Annotated in this window: 11 protein-coding genes; 5 read left to right on the top strand and 6 right to left on the bottom strand. The window is 45.7% G+C overall.

Annotated elements, in window-relative coordinates:
• Positions 1 to 121 precede the first annotated feature (121 nt).
• The 4 genes from HXT35_RS04965 to HXT35_RS04950 form a co-directional block, all read right to left on the bottom strand.
• Positions 122 to 2,734, bottom strand: a complete 2,613-nt coding sequence (locus HXT35_RS04965) for a S9 family peptidase (protein WP_421787968.1) — start codon at positions 2,732 to 2,734, stop codon at positions 122 to 124.
• A gap of 9 nt (positions 2,735 to 2,743) precedes the next feature.
• Positions 2,744 to 4,204: an App1 family protein gene (locus HXT35_RS04960; RefSeq protein WP_421788392.1), complete on the bottom strand. Its 1,461-nt coding sequence runs from the start codon at positions 4,202 to 4,204 to the stop codon at positions 2,744 to 2,746.
• A 10-nt stretch (positions 4,205 to 4,214) separates the two neighbouring features.
• Entirely contained in the window at positions 4,215 to 6,059 is a 1,845-nt protein-coding gene (locus HXT35_RS04955) for a L,D-transpeptidase (protein WP_004128975.1), read from the bottom strand.
• An 83-nt stretch (positions 6,060 to 6,142) separates the two neighbouring features.
• Entirely contained in the window at positions 6,143 to 7,090 is a 948-nt protein-coding gene (locus HXT35_RS04950) for an alpha/beta fold hydrolase (RefSeq protein WP_004128977.1), read from the bottom strand.
• Positions 7,091 to 7,202: 112 nt separating this feature from the next.
• On the opposite strand from HXT35_RS04950, the gene HXT35_RS04945 reads away from it, so the two are divergent.
• The 4 genes from HXT35_RS04945 to rpiA all read left to right on the top strand — a co-directional run bounded on the left by HXT35_RS04945 (position 7,203) and on the right by rpiA (position 12,277).
• A complete protein-coding gene (locus HXT35_RS04945; protein ID WP_421787966.1) occupies positions 7,203 to 8,330 on the top strand; it encodes a diacylglycerol/lipid kinase family protein in 1,128 nt (375 codons plus the stop codon).
• Positions 8,331 to 8,686: 356 nt separating this feature from the next.
• The gene (gene pgm / locus HXT35_RS04940; protein WP_004121470.1) at positions 8,687 to 10,360 is read left to right on the top strand and encodes a phosphoglucomutase (alpha-D-glucose-1,6-bisphosphate-dependent); all 1,674 of its coding nucleotides are present in this window, start codon (positions 8,687 to 8,689) and stop codon (positions 10,358 to 10,360) included.
• A 101-nt stretch (positions 10,361 to 10,461) separates the two neighbouring features.
• Positions 10,462 to 11,424, top strand: a complete 963-nt coding sequence (locus tag HXT35_RS04935) for a ribonuclease H family protein (RefSeq protein WP_004128981.1) — start codon at positions 10,462 to 10,464, stop codon at positions 11,422 to 11,424.
• Between the two features lie 154 nt (positions 11,425 to 11,578).
• Positions 11,579 to 12,277, top strand: a complete 699-nt coding sequence (gene rpiA / locus HXT35_RS04930; protein ID WP_004128983.1) for a ribose-5-phosphate isomerase RpiA — start codon at positions 11,579 to 11,581, stop codon at positions 12,275 to 12,277.
• A 570-nt stretch (positions 12,278 to 12,847) separates the two neighbouring features.
• On the opposite strand, the gene HXT35_RS04925 is transcribed toward rpiA, so the two are convergent.
• Complete coding sequence (locus tag HXT35_RS04925; RefSeq protein ID WP_004268639.1) at positions 12,848 to 12,937, bottom strand: 30S ribosomal protein bS22; 90 nt, start codon at positions 12,935 to 12,937, stop codon at positions 12,848 to 12,850.
• A 104-nt stretch (positions 12,938 to 13,041) separates the two neighbouring features.
• Complete coding sequence (locus HXT35_RS04920) at positions 13,042 to 13,644, bottom strand: hypothetical protein (protein WP_004128990.1); 603 nt, start codon at positions 13,642 to 13,644, stop codon at positions 13,042 to 13,044.
• 117 nt (positions 13,645 to 13,761) lie between these two features.
• Between HXT35_RS04920 and radA the strand changes: the two genes are divergently transcribed.
• A complete protein-coding gene (gene radA / locus HXT35_RS04915; protein WP_004128993.1) occupies positions 13,762 to 15,267 on the top strand; it encodes a DNA repair protein RadA in 1,506 nt (501 codons plus the stop codon).
• Positions 15,268 to 15,277: the final 10 nt, after the last annotated feature.

Below are 15,277 nucleotides of genomic sequence, written 5' to 3'. Positions count from 1 at the left end.
GTATACAGATGAACGTAAACGTATGCGTGTAAACGAACATCACTTCGAACTATAATATCACGGATGCTGGCACGTAGGCGACATAAACTACTCACAGCTGCGCAGTTTCGGTCGTTTTAGACTATTCGCTTATGCCCATAGCACCAAGACACCAAGTGTTTTCATACGCAAGCTCCTGCCACTGCCTATACCTGCCCGAAGTACCGCCGTGGCCGCCGTCAGTTTCAACACGCGCAATAGCATCCACCCCAGAAGCCTGCAATTTCGCAAGCCATTTCATAGGTTCAGTAACAAGTACGCGAGTATCGTGAATAGACGATGTGATTAAGATTTTCGGGAAATCAGCTAATTTTTTGCGCCCATCTTCACTACCAGCACAAGGCACGTTTTCGTAAGGAGTATACGACTTCATATAAGCGTAATCTTCAGCATTATTAAGCGGATTTCCCCACTCATCCCACTCGGTTACAGTAAGCGGCAAAGAAGAATCAAGCATAGAAGTAAGTGCGTCAACAAACGGCACATCCGCTTCAATTCCCGCATAACATTCCGGAGCCATATTTGCTATAGCACCCATAAGCAAGCCGCCTGCAGAACCGCCATTTGCAACAGTATGGCAAGCAGAAGCAAAACCAGCATTCTGCAATGCGCGCGTTGCATCAACAAAATCTTCAAAAGTGTGCTTTTTATTAACGCGCCTACCCTGCTCATACCACGCGCGACCCATTTCACCGCCGCCGCGCACATGCACTTGAGCATACAGCACTCCGCGATCTAGCAAACTCAAGCGTCCAACAGAAAAACTAGGGTCAGAACTTACTTCGTACGCGCCGTATCCTGTAATAAACATTGATTCGTTTTGCGAAATTTTATCCGGACGCCAAACAATAGACACCGGCACGCGCTCGCCATCTCTAGCAGTAATCCATATGCGCTTTTCGGCGTAATTATGCTCGTCAAACTCGCCAAGAATCTTCCCGCGCTTAAGCAACACGTCTTCGCCGCTAGAAGGATCAAGCTCACGAAGCTGGCCTAAAGTTGCGTAGCTTCCAAAAGCGTAACGCATGCGAGGAGCTTCATAAGAAGGATTTCCAGTCATAGAAATACTAAACAAGCGATTATTTTTGATTTCTTCTTTAGATATTTTGCAAAGACATTCACGAGAAGAAGATTTAGTTTGATTAGTTATACAAAATTCCAGATTATTAACATGCGAAATACTTACGTTTTGAATATTAACGCGAGTAGATTCGTGCTCTAAAACACTTTGAGGCTGAACTTCGTAAAAACGCCACGGCTTGCCGTTTAAAAAGTCTTCTGCAGCGCGCTTTTTGCTAACTACAGCCAGATGCGGCAATCCTTGAGTCCTATACGCCAACGCAACATAATTTTTATACATTGACAATCCGCTTATACTTAAGCCGACTGAGTTTCGCAATATTTCAGGATTTTGTTCGGAATTATACGGCTGACAAATAGGCTTTTTGCTGGCCGAATCTTCCCACAAATCTCCATTTTCACAGCCGTAAGGAGAACCGGAAGCAACGCAAACGCCATCGCCTAGTTTATAAGTCGCAATTTTAGATGATACTGCGCTTGTAGTTGCGCTTGCACCAGCGCTTGTATTTGCGTCCGAATATGCGTCCGTATTTGCGTCCGATTTTGCGTCCGATTTTGCGTCCGGAAGATTTCGCATATCAATAACATCAATCTCAAAATTAGGATTTTTAGCATTGTGGCAAACAATAGCAACCGGAATATCCTCACCATTTTTACCAGCGCCTTCAAAACATGCGAAGGAAATGTCGTATTCAACGCCTTCAGACGGCTCAATCACCATGCGAAAATCACCTTCAGGCGTACTTAGCGGAAGCATAAGCACACGAGAGGTTGTTTTAGAGCTGCTACTAATCATCATGTAGCGTTCGTCAAAGCTTTCGTAAACGTCAACAAAAAAGCGCTCGTCTTTTTCTTCAAACACTTTTACGTCGCTGCTTGTTGGTGTTCCAACGCGGTGCCGCCAAACCTGGTAAGGACGCCATGCGCTGTCTATTTTTACATAAAACACCCATTTTCCATCCGGAGAAAGTGAAGCAGAAGAAAGATTCTCCCAAGACTCTTCCAAAGGCGACCAAGAACATGTGCTGGAAGAAAAATCGCGCATAAAATAGCTAAAACGTTCGTCACCTTGAGTATCAACTCCGTAAAGCATGCGGGAGCCGTCGGAGCTTAAATCCATTCCTCCAAGCCGGAAGAATTTACTTCCAGCAAGCTCTGCTTCTTTGTTTGCATCAAAAAGTATTTCTTCACCTACAGTTACGCCCGCCTCAGCGGACTCATCTATAGTAGGCGGATTCCAATTAGCTTCATCGCTAACTTTCATACGGCATTGAATAGCGTACTGTTTTCCTTCTTGCGTACGAACGTAATACCAGTAATTATTCATTCGCACAGGAACAGACATGTCTGTTTCTTGAACTCTAGAGCGCAATTCATTAAATAAGGTAGAACGCAAGTTTTCTAAATGCTTAACACGCTTAGCAGTGTACGCATTTTGAGAATTTATATATTCAAGAAGCTCGCTGCTGCTACGATTTTTCATCCAAGCGTAGTCGTCAATATAAGTATCGCCATGAAATTCGCGCTTTGAGGGTATTCGCTTAGCTTCTGCAGGTTTTTCAAAGACTGTTTGGGAAGTTGTTTTACAGCTTGTTTCACAAATCTTTTCGCTCATAAATATTTTTTACCTTACTCTGCTTTTAATAGCCTCTTTTATAAACGGAAGCATTACTTTAGACAATCCTTGACCTGTAGGCGCTGCAAAAAATGGCACTCCTTGCAATGTTCCAGCAGCACCTTTTGCTTCTACAACATTTATATTATCGTCAAGTTTTTCAAGTTCCGTTGTAGGAATTTCTGGAATACTTTCATCTGCAAAAATATAAGCGCGACGAGAAGCACTAAGAGCAACCGCAAAGTCGCAAGATAATTTACGTCGAAAATTGTCTACGGTATCTCGCTTATGAAGCTGACGAATACCAACAGCGAGCACTCGGCCAGGATTCTGACGAATAATATTCGCATAAGTGCTTGGATCTTTTTGGCCGTCGTCGCCAATAAGAACAAAACGCATACCTGGAAAATCATCCATAAGCTGGGTGGCAAACTCCAACTTATGCTGCGGACCGTTTGGAATAAAAGTCTTAGGACGCGGATCTAAATCTCGTAGCAAAAGAGGGCCTTCAGGAAACTTTTCGCGCTCAATAAAGTGACGAATTGAAGCCTCAACATTCCAAGGAGAAGTAGAAAGATAGAAAAATGGAATATCGTTACGCAAACTAGACAGCGACTGGAAAAACTCCGACATTCCAGCAACAGGCGAACGATGCGCCGGATTCATAATAAGCAGATTGTACGCGGCACGAATTGGAGAAGGCGCTTGAGTGACCATAATAGTGTCGTCAACGTCGGAAATAATTCCGATTGGCACGTTGTCATCAATAGCAAACAAGCTTGCTTTAACCGGCTCACGATTTTCAAGCGTGTAAGAAACAACATGACGACCCGGCAAAAGCGCGCGTTCTGTGATCAAATCCAAGTAGCCTGCGCGATCAGAAATACAATATTCAGCACTACCGCCACGAGCCTCTTCCGGCTTGTCATAAACTTCAGAATCACCGACTTGCGCGGTTTCTACAGGAATATTGTCTATTGATAGCGCAACACGAACACGGACGGCTGGAATCACAAGCATGGCGTAAATACCGCGCTTTAATACTGAACGGTGTCCGCGCTTTGGAGCATATACTGTGCGGCAAATTAAGCGAGCATAGCGATGTGTTCCATAGCCAATATACGGCTCTACGCTTGGATACCATCCTGACCGGCGAGCAATGCGAGATGCAAATCGCATCCATATTCCAACACAAGACGTAATAACACGTCTTACTACGCGCACAAACCAAGGTTTATTGCTGATTTTTTCGTCTTCAGACGGTGTGTCAAAAAGTGTGGCTGTAACGTGTACAGGAATTGGGGCGCTGCTAATTCGACGAGATGACGAAGGTGCTGCCGGTTTCGATTGCGCTGCCGGTTTCGATTGCGCTGCCGGTTTTTGCACAACAGCAGGCTTTGAGGGCGCTGCAGAAGTAGCTACATTCTCATCGAATGAGACAGTTTCATCCTCAGAACCTTCATCATACATGCTCATACGCTCATTTCTCGCGCACAGGACCATCCGGAGTAGTTCCTACAATCTGAACAATCGTGCCGCGCGGGCAATTCTCATAAATCCAACGCGCATCCTGCTCGTACATGTTGATACATCCGTGAGAACCGTGATTCGCAGCATCGCCAGTAGCAATACCATCATAATTCCAAGAAGCAGTGTGGAATCCTTCTCCAGCGTGATAATAGCTAACCCAGCGCACATTAGGCGAGAAGTAAGAAGAACCATCGCCATTTCGACCGCGCATATCTTGAGAAGCGTAACGCAAGTAGATGAAGAACGTGCCAGGAGTTGAATCATCCGCGCCAGTCCTACCGGTGCAAACAGGGAAAGTCTTCACAAGCTCGTCGTTTCTATAAACAGACGCAGTCTGAGTTGACTTATCAACAACAATGCGCATTTCTACAAGCTTTTTCTCAACCGTAAACTTAGTGATTTTTGCAGGAAGAGTCAGCTTAAAATCATTTCCCTTACGCAAAGCATCGACTGCTTTTTCTGCAGCAGTTTTTGCATAAGTGATTTCAACACCATTAGAACCCTTCATGGTTGTGAAAATAAACTTTCCGTCTTTATTAATTGCGTCTTCCTGATTAACCTTCTGCTGATTAAGCTCTTTAGGAAGTGCCTGAGACAAGAAATCGTCTGCTTTATCTGTATCAATAGTGTAGGAAAGCTTACGACGCGTAGTATCAGCTTTTACAGTAATCCAGGAAGCAAGAACTGTTTTAGGAACAGTAAAATCTTTTCCGTCGCCATTATTAAACGTAATTTTTTTCGACAGCAACTTATTTAATTCGTCAACAAGTTTCTGTGCAGCATCGCGCTTAATAGGAGCTTGAGTTTTGCGAGAAGTAACTGAAACTTTTAAGCTTTTACCAGGATGAGCCAGTATTTTTTTCACCGCTTCGCGCACGGACAAAGTTTCAATAGTGCGGCCAGGAATACCATCTTCTACAACGTAAGACTCGGAATTCTTGTCGAATTTTGCGCTGTAAGGAACGGCACGATCACGCTCGCGAACAAACCTAGTAAGCACATACGAATCCATTGCAGAATGATCAACCTTAGCTTGCAAACTAACAGACTGCTGAATCCAAGGCATAATGCGAGTGAATAAATTATCATGCTTAGCTTGCATAATTGCTCGCACAGTATTTGGCTGATTGATTTTTACACCAAGCTCACCCAAATCCGCAGTAATACTGTTTCCACGGTCGTCCTTAATAACCAAAGAAGAAGCATCCACGGCATCACTTACAACGCGCTTTACGGAATCCTCTTTATAACCCGTAAGATTACGCGCAACAGAAACATCGCCAAAATTAACGCCTGGAGATACGCGATCGTGGAAATACCACTGTAGCGCAAAGAATGCCACAGCTATCAAAATAACAAAAACTAGAAGAGAATAAAGCAATGCGAGCGCAGAACGATTGCCGTGATTGGCTGAGCCTGCCTTCGCTCCGTTAGCGCCACGACCGCCTCGCTTGCCATCTTTACTATTTCTGCTGCCGCCATTTTCGGGCGTAGATTTAGAATCAGGCGTTACAGCCTTAAAAGTGTCTGTTTCTGTAGAATCTGCAGAATTGTTAATAAGTATTTCTTGTACAGAAAGACCGCTGTCGAAAGAATCCTGATCTTCGTATTCGTCTGCAACTTCACCAAGATTTTCGGCAAGAGTTTTTTCATCATTATCGGCAGATTGATTATCTACCTGATTCTGCTCGACTTGCGCAAAAGCAACTGTGTCGTCGCTTGCGTCATCAGGCGTATGACCCGGCATTTGATTGAAGGAATCTTCGCCTTCAGGATTGTGCTGCATATCAGTCATATTAATAACCTCTGCTCAATAATTGTACGCAAAAACACGCTCGTACAGTTTATCACTAGCGACGCACGAAATTACAGATTGCTCTACAAACGCTGCACTGCCGACAATAAAGTCACCAAAGCAGAAGCAACCTCATACGGATGCTCAGTAGCGCTGAAATGTCCACAATCTTCAATAACCGTAAAATCAACATGCTTTGAAGAAGTCATTGCCTCGGCCATTGGTCGCATAATTTCAGGCGCACTAGAAGGATCCAAAGTGCCGCTAATAACCGCAGCCGGAGCTGTAATCAAAGGAAGCTGATCTTCCATATCTGGACGGCAAGCAGCCATGCGCTGACGCCATGCCAAACCTTCAGGCTTCTGGTCATGAATCCAATTTTCAAAAGTATGAATAAACTCAGGCGACTGTTTAACCGTAGAATCTTTTTCGGTTGCGTGAGCAAAATGCATAACAGGCTCAACCGTTTGGTCGCGCTCGCAAACATCTGCAATTTCAAGACGCTTAGCGCGTGCTTGAGGAGCGTCAACGCAGGCTCGAGTATCGCATAAAGCAATGCCGGCAACAGCTTTAGGAAGAAGACGCTGAACATCCAAAGCCACATAGCCGCCCATGGAAAGGCCAACCCACACAGCGCGATTAAAGCCCAAATCGTTAATAAGTTTTACATAAGATGCACTAAGAGCGTCGAGAGCGTGAGCGTAATCAGACTCGTTAAACTCGGAGCTTTCGGCTTTTGGAGTCTCGCTCAAGCCGGCACCAACCATATCCGGAGCAAAAATAGGAACGTCATGCTTTAACAAGCCGGATTCAAGAGCGGCATCAATTTGTGCGTTCAAAGAATCTGCACAAGCATCCCACATGCGGTGATCAACCGGAAAACCGTGGATTAAAACGATTGGAACAATATTGGAATTGTTTGAATCGTCAGAATTTTTTACATCTCTATAAACCGTATTGTGCAACTGAAAAAGTGAGCAATCCTTAAAAGAATCGCACTTATTATTTGCGTTATTAAAAGCTTCACACATAGTGCCTAATAATAGTCTTAGCCAATAACACAAATGTGTAAAAAACGTAAATATTCACAGTATTAAGCAAAATTTATCGTAGCAATAGAAATAATGTGCAAGAATAGAGAGTATGCCAATTATGCCTATTCAAGCAACCATTGCACTTATGGTGATTGTTTTTGCGCTAGTTATTGCGCCATTCGTCATCATGATTGTTACGCGCGCCATGAAACGGCATCATTTAGCGAAAAAACTCGCAAAACGACACGGCGACTCCGTGCATTACGCGTTTATTTTAAATCCTTCAAAGCCGCAGGCAGAATCTTACCGCGAAAGTATTCAAAATTATTGCAACGATCACAAGCTAACTTACGAAATAATCGACACGCAGCTAGATAAAGACGGACGCGAGTGCGCCTTAGAGGCACTTTCCAACGGAGCTAACGTTGTTGTGGCAGTTGGCGGAGACGGCACAGTTAGAACAGTTGCGAGCGCAGTAAGCGGCAAAGGGCATGCGATGGGAATTATTCCTATTGGCACCGGAAATCTTTTTGCAAGAAACATGGGCATACCTGTAAACGATGTGGAAGCTGCGTTGCGCGTGGCTACTTCGCACGGGTCCAGGCAGGTTGATGTTGGGCGAGTAACTATTCTGGACAATCCGAATGAAGACCATGGCCACGCGTTTTTGATTATTGCCGGAATTGGTTTCGATGCGCTTATGATTGACGACACAGACCCGAAGCTAAAGAAAAATATTAGTTGGCTTGCTTATTTTGTGGCCGGAGTTAAACATTTGTTTATACCGAAGTATCGTGCAACCGTTACCTTACAAAGATCAAACGGCGACGAAAGCGTGCTAAAAGGACTCACCTTCCGAACCCTTATGGCAGGAAATTGCGGGCAAATTCCTATGTTCTCGCTAATGCCAGAAGCCGCTTACGACGACGGCGTGCTCGACTTTGAAATTATTGACACTTCAGGCGGATTAATCGGCTGGGCTAATTTATTCCGAGGAGTAGTACACCAAACCGTAACCGGTCACGCCCTGCAGCAGGAGTCGCTATCCGCAGGCTCCAGAATTGACCAAACGCAAGGATTTAGCGCGGAAGTGCAGTTAGAAAAAGCGGCTCCAGTGCAGGTGGACGGCGACATTTTGGGTTACACAAAGCATTTGCGCTTCACTGTTGACAAACAAGCCCTGTGCGTGCGCGTGCCAGCAAGCGTAAAAACTAGCGCTTCTGTGAGTGATAAGTAACTGTGGCGCGAGTTTGGGGGATTTCTCTCCTCGCACGTCCCGTCCTTCGGGCGCTCTGGCTGTTAAAGGCGTTTATTGTGTTCGCCTTTCTTTAAAGAATGTAGCTTCTCAGTCCTCTTTTAGTGCTCGTAAAGAAATCCCCCAAACTCTGCATGCTAATTCGTTAATAACCGTGCTAATCGCAGAGATTTTTCGATTTTTCTTCTTCGCTCGGCGAATCAGCAGCCTTCGGCTCTGACGTTCGCCTCGCTCAGTGCGAAAAATCTCAAATCTCACCACACGAATATCCACACGTATGTGAAACCAAAATGCGTGTGAAAATATAAAATACAAGCGCCGTGGCAAAATAAAAAATTATGGTAGCAAAAAATGCGGGAATGCCCGCCACCCCAGAAGATCTAGTCGACGTCGACGCTTTGGTTGGCGCTTACTATGATGAAGTTCCAAATTCCAACATTCCAGAACAGCGCGTGATTTTCGGCACGTCCGGTCACCGTGGTTCTGCTTTGAAAACTTCGTTTAACGAAGCTCATATTGTGGCTATTACACAAGCTATTGCTGAATATCGCAAGAAAGCTGGCGTAACTGGCCCTCTTTATATTGGTCGCGATACGCACGCTCTTTCTGAGCCTGCTCAAAAAACCGCTATTGAGGTTTTGGTTGCTAACGGCGTTCACGTTCGCGTGGATTCTCGCGGCGACTTCGTGCCAACTCCTGTTGTTTCTCAGGCTATTTTGACTCATAATCGCGCAGCCGACGGCACTCAGCGTTTTAGCGGCGACGGCTTGGCTGACGGCATCGTAGTCACCCCTTCGCACAATCCTCCAACCGACGGTGGTTTTAAGTACGATCCTGTAACCGGCGGCCCTGCACCTGCAGACGTAACTAATGCGATTGCAAACCGCGCAAACGAATTGCTCGACAACTACAAGTCCGTAAAGCGCGTGCCTTTCGAGGAAGCAATCAAGTCTGATTTGGTTGAAGGCTTCGATTACCGCGAACATTACGTAAGCGACTTGGCAAACGTAATCGACTTCGACGTGATTCGTTCCAGCGGCGTGCGTTTGGGAATTGACCCACTCGGCGGCGCAAGCGTAAACTACTGGCCACTTATGAACGAAAAGTACGGCCTGAACATTGGCGTTGTGCGCCCAGAAGTTGATCCAACTTGGCGATTCATGACTATTGACCACGATGGCAAGATTCGTATGGATCCAAGCTCCCCTTACGCAATGAAGGGCTTAGTTGATCAGCTTAACGCTGGCGCTTGGGATAAGTACGATTTGGTTGGCGGCACAGACCCTGATGCCGACCGCCACGGAATTGTGTGCCCTAACTGGGGCGTTATGAACCCGAACCACTACATTGCAGTATGCGTTGAGTACTTGTTCGGAGGCGCTCGCCCAGATTGGCCAAAGAATACTGCAATTGGCAAAACGCTTGTGTCTTCTTCCTTGATTGACCGCGTGGCTGCTTCTATTAACGCAAAGCTTGTGGAAGTACCAGTTGGCTTTAAGTGGTTCGTTGACCCACTCTTTAGCGGCGAAGTTGCTTTCGGCGGCGAAGAAAGCTCCGGCATGAGCTTCTTGCGCAAGGATGGTCGCGTTTGGACCACCGATAAGGATGGTTTGATTCCAGACTTGCTCGCGGCGGAAATCACTGCGAAGACTGGCAAGAACCCAGCTCAGCTTCACCAGGATCAGGTTGCTCGCTTTGGCGAAAGCTGGTATAAGCGCGTTGATACCCCAACCACTCTCGAGCAGAAGCAGAAGTTCGCAGCTTTGAGTGGTGACGATGTTGAAGCGACCAAGCTTGCTGGCGAGGACATTACCGCAAAGCTTACGGAAGCTCCTGGAAACGGTGCAAAGATTGGCGGCTTGAAGGTTACCACCAAGAATAATTGGTTCGCTGCTCGCCCATCTGGTACTGAAAATATTTACAAGGTTTACGCAGAATCCTTCGTTTCTCCAGAAGCACTAGACAAGGTGCTTGAAGAAGCCACTGCTGTAGTCGACAAGGCTTTAGCATAGTCAACAAGACTTTGGCTTAACGTGATAATCTTGCGTAAATAAAAAATACACTAATTGCGCTGGTTGCAATTTGCAGCCGGCGCATTTTTGAAAGGTTTGCCATGATAGTTGTTTCTACAGACGGTTCCGCATTAGGAAACCCAAACGGTTCAATGGGTTGGGCATGGGCAGATCACGGCTTCGAGGCTGGTAGCACTAGCGAGCACCATCACACTGGCAACGCGGACGCTGGAGGCGCAACTAACGGCACGAATCAAATTGGTGAATTATGCGCGGTTTTGGAAGCTTTGCGAGCGCACCCAGGAAGCGAGCCTCTTACAATCGAAACTGATTCACAATACGCAATCAACTGCTCAACTACGTGGATTCACGGCTGGAAAAAGAACGGTTGGAAAAATTCCAAAAACGAGCCTGTAAAAAACGCAGATTTGATTCGCGCTATTGATGCGGAAATTACTAAGCGCGAAGGTGCTGTAAAATTCGTGTGGGTTAAAGGGCACGCTGGAAACGCTGGAAACGAAAAAGTTGATACATTAGCGCGCACATATGCGGAAGATTGCCGAAATGGTTTGAAGGACGGTTACTTGCCTTTAGAAGGCTGGAAGTCGCTACTTTCTTCGCCATACGCAAGCGGAACTGACGTTCCTGAAGACGCAAAAGCGTTAATGGAAAATAAGATTTCTTGCGAAGAATACCATATTGGGCGCGCAGTTGGAGAAGACACAAACCCAGATTTCGTGAAAAATAGCAACACTCAAGACGCGTCTAAAATTGCCGAAAATATGCAAGATTCTACTCAAAAATCAAACGAAGCAGATGAATCAAACGAGGCGCACGAGTCAGAAATAAAGCCCGAAATAAAGCCGCAAATCACGCCCCAGCCAGTACCTGGTTTAAGTGTTTCTGGAGTGCTGCAGTTTACTCCCCCGCCAAACACAAGCCCAACTTTTAACGGCCAGGCGCGTTTTATTTCCGGCACAATTAACGTAAGCGGATACGTCGAACCCGACGGCACTTTGCGCTTATCTCCAACCGACTTCTACCTAAATCAAGCAAACAAATAAACCATAAAAATCTGCACACAGACTAATATGGAAATGTACGAAAATGAGGCACGCATAAAAGCGCAACAGCATAAAGCGTAAAAGCCTCTCCCGCAAATGCGATGGAAGTTCATCGACGAACTCGGGAATAACAAAAAACAAGAAAGCAGGAATAATGGATAAAGCACAACAAGACGCGCTTAAAAAGGCAGCAGGCATTGAGGCCGCAAAGATTGTAAAAAATGGGATGATGGTTGGCCTCGGCACCGGCTCTACAGTGCGATTCTTGGTTGACGAGCTTGGCCGCAGAGTTAAGGAAGAAGGCTTAAGCTTCACAGGAGTCACCACTTCTCGCCGCACGCAGGAGCAGGCAGAAGGCTACGGAATTAAGATTCTCGACATTAATGAAGTAGACCATATTGATGTTACGATTGATGGTTCTGACGAAGTTGATAAGAACTTCAACGGCATTAAAGGCGGCGGCGCGGCTCTGCTTTGGGAAAAGATTGTGGCCATTAACTCAGACCGCATTGTGTGGATTGTGGACGCAAGCAAGGTAGTTGACACAATTGGCAAATTCCCACTTCCAGTTGAGGTGATTCCGTTTGGCTCCGCACAGGTGATTCGTAAGTTCGAAAAGCGCGGATATAAACCAGTTTTGCGTCTTGACGCTAACGGCAAGGAAGTGCGCACCGACGAGAACAACTTCGTGGTTGATTTGCACATGGAGCGCATTGAGCATCCACAGGAGTTGGCTAAAGATTTGATTGAAACCGTCGGAGTCGTAGAACACGGCTTGTTCTTGAACATGGTTGACACAGTGATTGTTGGCGACCCAAACGGTCCTCGCACACTTACAAACCCAAATAAGTAGCCGCGAATAAATAGCGCAACTAAGCAATCGCAAATAGAGTCAGCATTTTACTGGCTCTATTTTTTATTGCAACGAGTTTTTATTTGCGATATTCTTGCGTTTCGTCTATGAGTTTTGTGACTGATTTAGTTTTTTGTTTTTGACGAGGCTAGAAAATTTGTGTTTGCGCAAGCCCCGTCCTTCGTCGCTTTAACTGTTAAAGTATTTTGCCGTGTTCGCCTATCTTTTAACAATGTCGCTTCCTCAGTCCTCTTTTATTGCTGAACACAATTTTTCCAGCCTCTCAACACACTAAACGACAACACAAAACTCATAGACTCGTGCAAAAAGTTACGCAAAGTGCGTGGTTTACTAAGTGCAACTAAAGTCGCGCAATTAAGCTGCGGGTGAGTGCAACTACCTACTTCATTGTTTTCTCAGTGCGAAAAATCTCAAATCTCACCACACGAATATTTGCAAGACAATCCGCGAAATATATAAATAAATAAAAAAGCGCCGGGAAAAACCGACGCTTTATAAAAAGTATTTACGTGCCTAAACGTTCAGACACGCATCAACGCATAAGCATAATTACTTGCGCTGGTGACGAGTCTTACGCAGCAGTTTGCGGTGCTTCTTCTTGCTCATCCGCTTGCGGCGCTTCTTGATGACAGAACCCATCTGAAGCCTCCATTCCTATGTAAAGTGTGCAACTTGCCTAATGTTACACCGTTTTGACGACTTTGGACAGTCCCGTCACAAAGAACAGTGCTTTTTGAAGAAATTTACATTGGGAAGCTGTGGTAAAAACGCTCTACAGACTGCTTCGAACCAGTTACTTCAAAAACAGCAGTGTCGTTTTGCCATAATGCGCTCGCCTGAGTTTTATCATTCTCATCAACGCGAAGCACGTAGCTGCCAACCGTTTTACCAGCAACTTGAATCTTACCGCTTGCAACGTCTGAACCCTTAAGACCGTCGAGCAATGCTTCGTATTGCTTATTTGCAGAATCACGATTCGACCATTGCGCAACAGTCAGCGAAACCTCACCATCGCTCTGACCTGTTGAATACTTTACGCTATATTCTTCCAAAGGCGACGATTCAGTCCAAGTTGCGCTAGGAATTGCGTCAACTCGCGCAAAATCAAGAACACTATCCGGCATAGACTTCAACAAAGCTGTTGAAGAAACCGGCAAAGTTTTAGCCGGTATAGATGGTGTTTTTTGCACAGCAACATGATTTTTATTTGCAGAATTATCGTGATTAAGCGCCCAACCTGGCCACACGAAAGCTGAAAGAAACGCTAAAATAACCACTACTGCTGCAGACGTAACTACAACTAATAATTTGCGATGTGTTGATCCATTAGCATTTGAAACATTCATATCCGACATACTTGCATTATCTCACAGCATGATGACGCGTAAGTCTGCAACACTGCTTTTTTGGGGCTTCATAAAGCACAGCGCGTCATTGTCTCTAAAGACATATAGCGTCTAAATATGGCTAGTAAATCTCCCCTGCACTATTTATGCTCCGAATGCGGCTGGAGCGGGTCAAAATGGTATGGACGCTGCCCAGAATGCGGAGAATGGGGCACAGTAAACGAGTTTAAAGAAGCGCGCGTTAGCGGACTTTCAAAAACTACTCGCACCTCTAGGATGACGCGCTCTGGAAATGCTAGAAATACGGCAGCAAACGCAGGATACCTGTCAGCGAACTCAGCAAAAACAGCAAACTTTGCAAACGCAACAAACGCATCAATATCAGCTCAACCTATGAGCGAAATTGAAGCCGACGATGCACTTCGTATTCACACAGGCTTTGGCGAATTTGATCGCGTTTTAGGCGGCGGTCTTGTGCCTGGTTCAGTAACTCTTATTGCAGGTGAGCCTGGAATCGGAAAATCAACTCTTCTTTTAGAAGCTGCGTCAAATATTGCAAAACAGGCGAAATTAAATGGAAATCCTCCTGTTTTATACATTTCCGGCGAAGAATCAGCCGCCCAAGTAAAGTTGCGCGCATCTAGAATTAACGCTGTAAACGACTACTTGCTTCTTGCAACAACCGGAGACTTAGACACTGTTCTTGATCTTATTGAAGCACACAGGCCAACGCTTGCTATTGTTGATTCTGCTCAAACAATTGTTGCCCGAGACGTTGAAGGCATTACCGGCGGCTCCACTCAGGTGCGCGAAGTTGCGAGCGCTCTTATTGACGTTGCTAAAACGAATAATATTCCAGTTATGCTGGTTGGTCATGTTACTAAAGACGGCTCTATTGCAGGCCCTCGCACTCTTGAGCATTTAGTTGATACAGTTTGCCAGTTTGAGGGAGATTCGCAGACGGCTTTGCGCATGCTTAGGGCTGTTAAGAATCGTTTTGGACCAACTGACGAAGTTGGCTGCTTCGATATGAGCGGCGAAGGAATTGAGGAAGTGCCAGATCCTTCCGGACTGTTTTTGTCTTCTACAGAAAACGATAATCAAGGTAAAAATTCGCAAGATGGCGCAAACGACGGCACTTGCGTTACTTTTACGCTAGAAGGACACCGAAGCTTACCGATTGAAATACAGGCGCTTGTAACGCAATCTGCACTACCAACACCTCGTCGCGCAGTTTCTGGGGTTGACGCAAACCGTATTGCAATGCTTACGGCTGTTTTGTATCGTCATGGAAGAGTTAATTTACTAGCAAAAGACCTGTATGTTTCTACGATTGCCGGCGCGCTTGCAAAAGAGCCTTCGTGCGATGTTGCAATTGTTGCTGCTTTGGCAAGCGCTGCCAGCGGAAAAGCCGTAGCTAAAAAAACGTGCGCAATTGGCGAAATAAGCTTAACTGGTCAAGTGCGTCCTGTTCCTAGAATGGAGCCACGCTTGCGCGAGGCGGCCAGAATAGGATACAAGCGCGTTGTTGTGTGCCCGCTTCGAAAGAAAATTAATATTCCAGGATTGCAGATTGTTGAAGTGCGCAACGTTCGAGATGCGTTGCAAGCGCTTGGGTTGTAAGACAGTAAGT

This window comes from Gardnerella sp. DNF01141, assembly GCF_049244255.1.
GTDB classification, from domain to species: Bacteria; Actinomycetota; Actinomycetes; order Actinomycetales; family Bifidobacteriaceae; genus Bifidobacterium; species Bifidobacterium vaginale_E.
The sequence above is the reverse complement of the archived record's forward strand: the minus strand, read 5'-3'. Positions and strand labels throughout refer to the sequence as shown.